The sequence below is a fragment of the Rubritalea profundi genome (genome assembly GCF_002954445.1).
GTDB classification, from domain to species: domain Bacteria; phylum Verrucomicrobiota; class Verrucomicrobiia; order Verrucomicrobiales; family Akkermansiaceae; genus Rubritalea; species Rubritalea profundi.
Genome location: NZ_MQWA01000001.1, coordinates 2,264,016 through 2,270,434 on the forward strand (window position 1 = coordinate 2,264,016; position 6,419 = coordinate 2,270,434).

A 6,419-nucleotide genomic window follows, 5' to 3' on the forward strand; every position below is an offset into this window, starting at 1 on the left:
GAAGACTTTCCAACCACTATTTCGTACGAGACCATGACGGAACAGGAACGTGCAGAAGCCGGATTTGTCGCCGCAGTGGATTCAGGAAAACTCACCGGCGAGAAGAGTTGGAGTTACACGCTTCAGCAGGGTGGAGACTATCAACTGGGGACTGGCTGGGTTGAGGCCCTTTCCGAGGGGAAAGTTAAGATTGTGATATCAGTTAACGGTAAGGCGGTTAAAACAGTTACGGCATTAAAGGACAAATCAAAGGCTCCGGGACTCTCGGCTAGAGACTATGGTCTTTTCAGGCTTGAAAGCCGCTTTGAAGAACTGGCTGCCGGTTCCCGCATCGAAATAAAAGCCGTACCGTCGGGCGATGTGGCCTACCGGCTTGCCTTTCATTTGGTTTCTACTACGCCCGATTTTACCGGACTCAAGGTTCTGAATGTTGCCGATTTCGGTGCTGTGGGTGACGGGCTGACCGACGATATGGCTGCGATTCACAAAGCAGTCGCGGCGGCCAAAGCTGCAGGGGGTGCCATTGTCCGTTTTGAAAAGAAGAAGACCTACCGGGTTGTGGGGCGGGATGACCTGGAGTACGAAGCTGTCTTTGATCTGGTGGGAGCGGCGAATATCAAAATAGAGGGGCAGGGATCGACGCTGGTTTTGAAGGCGCCCGACGGCATGGCAAACATCCGCCAATCCCGCAATATCCAGATCGACGGCCTTTTGGTTGACTACGATCCCCTCCCTTATTACCAGGGGAAAATAACCAACATCGACGTTGAAAATATGACCATAGATATTGTGGTGCCGGAGCGTTACCCCGTCCCCCTTACCGGAAAGACTGAAAGCAAGGCCGCCTTTTTCGGGCGTTCTTTTATACCTGATCGTCCGGGATCGCGTTCAGGCTCGGGCGAGAATATCTATATCGAATCCGTAACAGCTCTAAAAGACAGCCGGCACCTCAGGCTGCAGGTTCCCAAATTCGCCAAGGGGAGTGATACCCCGAACGCCGCTAATAAATCGCGGGTAATAAACGCTAAAAAACGTGGGGCAACCGAGTTCGTTGTTCCCCATATGAAGTATGGACATCTTAAGGGATATACCAGCATCCTCCAAAGCTCCAGGGTCACCTTTTCAAACATTCGCTATTACCTGGTTCCCTATTTCTGGATGAAGGTCAAGGGCAACACGGGGCCCGTATCCTTCCAGAATGTTGATCTCAAGATGAAGCATCCTGAGACCGAGCTCTATGCCTCGTGGCGTGATGGCTTTCATATCAAGAATGGTCGATTCGGCACATTGATTGATAGCTGCGATATGGACGGAGCGGCTCAGTACGATGACACCTTTGCCATCTACACCCGGATTCACAATGTGGCTGCCATTGACACGAAGAACAGGAAGCTGTCTCTGGATGCTGCATTCAGGGACCATAAAGACCTTCATACCTGGCTCAAAGGGGATTGGGTCAGTATCTGGAATAAGGACCAGACCACCCTGCGGGGAATGGCGAGGGTGGTTGAGGCGGAGAATGTGCCTGAGAGTCAAAAACGATTCTATCTCAGCCTCGAACATCTACCTTCCTCAATCCGGCCTGGAGACGTTGTTATCAACGACGAGGTTCTCAATCGAGGAACCCTGATCAGGAACTGCAGTACATCGTCCACGGGAACTGAGTATGCCAGCAACCGGTTCCGCGCGAGCGGCATTACTTACGAGAACAATCGCTTTGAGGATTTTAATTTCTATGTTGAATTCAACCCCTTCTGGGGTACTCCCCGGGCCCGTGACGTCCTGGTGAAAGGGTGCTATATAGGCGGCGGAGAGAGTGCTGTTCAGCTTCATTGGCCCATAGGGATGGTATTTGAGAAATGCCGTTTTGATAGGGTCACCTTTACCGGCGTGCGCAATGCAGAAGATATTGTGCTCAGGGATGCGGAATGGCTCAATGCCGGTAGAATTATCCATGCAGGGGCCGGCTCTACTCTGTACCTGGAAGGTGACATCAGGCTTAACGGCAAGACTGTCAACCCGCAGGGTTCCGACATAAAGAGGCGGATCTCCATTGCCAAAGGAGCAGCGGTACATTTACCGGGCGACAGCAAGCCCGCCGTGAAACGGCCCCCGATCAAATAGAAGATAACGGGTGGCGTTGTCGTGACTATAAAAGACCCGGGCTACAAAGAATCGGGTGCCTGGGCTGATTCCGGCTTGGCCGGTTACAAGGGCGGGAAGAGCAGATTCAGCGGTAAAGGGGGCCGTGCGGTGTTCGCTTCTCCCCTTAACAAAGCGGGTGAGTATACAGTGTATATCTACCGAGTTGCCCACCCCAGCAACGATGCCAGACAGGGAATAGCCATTAATAACGGCGGGGGCAGTGAATCCCTGGTCGTCGATATGCGTCCGGGGCCATCGGGTTGGGTGGAGCTGGGGAGCTATGCCTTTAAGGGAACCAAAAAGGAGGGCGTTGTCGTTAAACCCGGATCGGGTATCTCGCCGGCACGATGCAGCGCCCTTATGTTTGTTCTAGCCACACCCGAAAGATGAGATGACGTGAAGGTAGGCAGGCGTGAAACCCTTGAGATGAATGGAAATCAACGCAACGGAAAACCGCTTGCGCTGCGTCGACGTGCAATTCGAATGGATTCATGTCATTATCAGTGTTCTAAATGTATAACTTATTGTTTGAATTTGATAAGTATTTTAGTTTGTCGTCGTGATCGTTTTGTTTATACTTTGTGCCACGAGCCTATGTGAGTTGTCTAAATTCGCAGGTGGAATCGAACTAAACCAAAACCCAAACAAAACAACATCATCATGAGTATTAACACAAAATCAATGAAAACAAGCCTGTCCCTCGCTGCGGCGATGGGAACTCTCGCCCTTGCCGTGTCGGCCCAAGCGGCCACCGTTTTTACACACTTTGGACTTTTCGATGTCACTGCGGGCCTAGATCCAACAATAGACGCGCAAAGCATTTTCAATGACACCTCTACAACAGGCACGCTGACCTACGATATCAGCGAGTCTGGCTTTGGCGGCACAGCAACCACCTTAACCATTGATTTTACTACCGCTGGAGGTAATCTGACCAATGGCGGTGGTAATGGTGCTGCTGTGTTCGGTGGAAATAATGATCAATGGTTTGACGCTCTCGATGGGGTTCTTACTTTTTCCGTAACCTTGCTAGACGCTGGAAGCGGTGATGTCACCACCGGCTACACCGTTGATTTGACGGGGATTGATATGCGCTGGAAATCCACTGGCACAATGACTATCGCAGGACAAAATATTGTAAGTGGCACTGATGATAGTGCCGTATTTGAGTCCCTTAGTCTGGTGACTGGCCAAACCTCCGAGACTAGCTTTACCGCTGAAGCGACAGGCGCTGGTCCATCGCAAATTAGTGGCCTTCAGTTTGATATTGTCGCTGTCCCCGAACCCACCACCGCCGCCCTTCTCGGCCTCGGTGGAATCGCCCTGATCCTCCGTCGCCGCAAATAACCCGGCATCGGAAAATTAACAAATATCCCAACCCCACTCCCCGTCACGCGGGGGTGGGGTTTTTTCGTATGGTTCAATATCCAGAGAAGGGTCAGAGAAGGGTCCGGACTGACCGCTCTCAGTAACAATTCCACCATTGACTCATCCTGTGAGTGGCCATTCACTACCCCCGATTTACCCATTTAATGCACCCCCATCTTTCCCTCGCAACCACCTATTTTTCCCATGACCGCAACTCCGAACACCTCACCCAAAAAGCAAATCCCTAGCAGTCAAATATGAACAGATATTATCATTTCGGAATGGCAACACTGATTGTAACTCTGGCCAGTTTGCACATTCATGCTGCAGATGTGACTTCTGTCGAAACAGAAGCCAACTCAAGTTCCAAGTCAACTACTATTGTCCAGAAGGTAGAACAGAAACCCTCCGGGGAGGCCATGAAGTGGGTGCATACCTTCGCGGAAGATGGCGACTATCAAATTGCTCAGGCATGGGTACATATTGTCGACGGGACATCGGTGACGGTGACTATCAGTATCAACGGCAAGCCGTTCAAAACACACCGCTTCACTAAAGGTCAAAAGATTGAGCCATATGATGCCCCGCTTTTCCGCTTCCCGATCCGGATAGAAAAGAGAAAAGGTGGCGACAAAATAGAGGTCGCCTGCACTCCAGAACCGAATACACGGTATGAACTTTCCTACAGGCTTGCTTTCGGCACTCCGACCTTCACCGGACTCCCTGTTTTCGCTGTCAAGGATTATGGAGCAAAGGGTGATGGAAAACACAATGACCTCCCAGCCGTATGGAAAGCGACTGCAGCCGCTGAAAAAGCCGGAGGGGGTATCGTTCGTTTTGACAAAGGAGCGAATTACCGCTTGGTGCTGGATAAACCTGAAGCGTACAAAAAGAAACAGTATGTATTTCGGCTCAAGAATAGCAGAAATCTTAAATTTGAAGGCAATGGCTCATTCCTGAATATCCACCCTGAAAAGCTTGCCTTGGCTCATATAAATGAGTGCGAGAATATCCAGATTGACGGGTTCATACAGACATTCACCCCGCAACCCTACTATCAGGGCGTGGTCTCTGCCATTGAACCTGAAAAGTTATATATGGATATTCAGGTGCCGGCACGCTATGGTATTCCAGAGGTAGGAAAGGCAAGACAGGCCATGTTCTTTGCTCGTCCTCTATCTGATCCACTCAAGTCGCCCGTTCCAGATTATATCTCCTGCGGGCATCTGTATATCGACAGAACGGAATCCCTCTCCGAACAGCCATGCAAGATAAGGGTCCATTTCAGAAAGGACCATCGAGCGAAACTAAAGAAGGCCCTTGTAGACGGTGTAGAAGGCAATCCATTGATCATGCCTCATCAGCGTTATGGTCACTCGTCAGGAGAGCATCTATGTATCGAAAGCTCGGGTAGAATCTCCATGACAAACCTCTGGATCCAGTCCATAGCCAATTTTGGCATCGTTCCCAAGTACAATTGGGGCCCTGTGACCTTCTCCAAGGTCGATATAAGAACACCCAAGCCCAAGACCGAACGATTTGTAAGTTGGCGTGATGGATTCCATGTCCGTGACAATCGTATGGGTATACTGATTGAAGACGGCCGTTTTGATGGCGGCCTTATGTACGACGATATTTTCAGTCCCCACTCTATGCTCAACAAGGTGGAGAAGGTGAAACGACTCGCCGGTGGCAGGCTTGAGGTGACGTTGTATGGTCTCAGTCCCATGTTTATGTATAAACCTGGCGACTGGGTAAGTGCCTGGGATCCGAAGCAGAAAAACACAGGCAAGGGCATCGCCAGAGTGGTGGAGACAGTGCAGGGATCTGAGACTAGGCCGAAGGGGGCAAATCACCGATTTCTTATTCGCTTGGATCGGACTGTCGACCTTCGGGTTGGTGACTTCCTTTTCCATGAAGAGACAATCAACTGGGATATGGTTATCCGGCGGTGCATCAATAGCAAACTTGGCAAGCATGGGTCGACGCGATGGCGTACTCCTGTCAGCATTGAGGATTGTCAATTCGACAACATCTCCATCCATATTTACGGTGGAAACAAGGCTACCCTAGAAAGACCACGTCCACGGCACATCGTATTCAAGGACTCAATCATTGGTGAGAGGACAGGCTTTCATTGCAATGATGCATGGGATGTTTCCCTGCAGAATTTGACAATCGACAGTGCAGCCCAGAGTATCTTCAAGAATAGTGCCATGGTGAACTGCAGGAATGTCAGCTGGAAGAATGCCAGCAAGGTCCCGATAGTCGCAAAGGATGGCACTACAATACGATTCTTCGGTAGAAACAGTATCAATAAAAAGAAGATTCAGCTTCGCAAACATATCGAGACCCACGATTCCAAGGTGGAATTCATGAATGGTCGCGTTAAGGAATAAAACTGAGTAATTAAGGAGTTAAGGATGAATATGAGAAAACAGAGCAATCTGTGCAGTTGCCTTCTACTTGCCGCAGCCCTAACGGCCGTTGTAGCATTTGGGCTGGATACGGGTTACGGTCCTCCCAAAAGCATAGGCAAGGTGCTAATCAACCCCGGTATGGGGTAAACCATGCACTTCTACTCCAACGTGGCACGCAACTATGGCTCCAAGCTGGAACCCTCGGATACGCTTGAGGATTTTCCAGGTGTCTCAACCGTCTACCTGCGTCTTCCATGGTCCTATCTCGAACCCCAAGAGGGGACAACCAGCTATCTCCTCCTCGCATGATGCTCACGACCACCTCACCCAAAAAGCAAATTCCTAGCAATTCTCGAGCGCCTGCAGCGTGGTCTCCGCGGTCTTACAATTGACGCTAAACTCTGCTGCGAGCCGTTGCACGCCGGGCATCGTCCCGACCCAACGCCCGCGCAACAACTCGCCGCGTAGGTGTGCCGTGAGCTGCTC

5 protein-coding genes are annotated in these 6,419 nt (G+C 50.7%); all 5 read left to right on the forward strand.

Features of this window, described 5'->3' with window-relative positions:
• On the forward strand, positions 1–2,124 hold a 2,124-nt coding region (locus BSZ32_RS09835), incomplete at its 5' end, for a glycosyl hydrolase family 28-related protein (protein ID WP_206018804.1).
• A 21-nt stretch (positions 2,125–2,145) separates the two neighbouring features.
• The gene (locus BSZ32_RS20690; RefSeq protein ID WP_105043261.1) at positions 2,146–2,535 is read left to right on the forward strand and encodes a golvesin C-terminal-like domain-containing protein; all 390 of its coding nucleotides are present in this window, start codon (positions 2,146–2,148) and stop codon (positions 2,533–2,535) included.
• Between the two features lie 270 nt (positions 2,536–2,805).
• On the forward strand, positions 2,806–3,492 hold the full coding sequence (locus BSZ32_RS09845; RefSeq protein ID WP_105043262.1) for a PEP-CTERM sorting domain-containing protein: 687 nt from the start codon (positions 2,806–2,808) through the stop codon (positions 3,490–3,492).
• Positions 3,493–3,794: 302 nt separating this feature from the next.
• A complete protein-coding gene (locus tag BSZ32_RS09850; RefSeq protein WP_129589695.1) occupies positions 3,795–5,912 on the forward strand; it encodes a hypothetical protein in 2,118 nt (705 codons plus the stop codon).
• A gap of 171 nt (positions 5,913–6,083) precedes the next feature.
• A complete protein-coding gene (locus tag BSZ32_RS18835; protein WP_165788764.1) occupies positions 6,084–6,242 on the forward strand; it encodes a hypothetical protein in 159 nt (52 codons plus the stop codon).
• Positions 6,243–6,419: the final 177 nt, after the last annotated feature.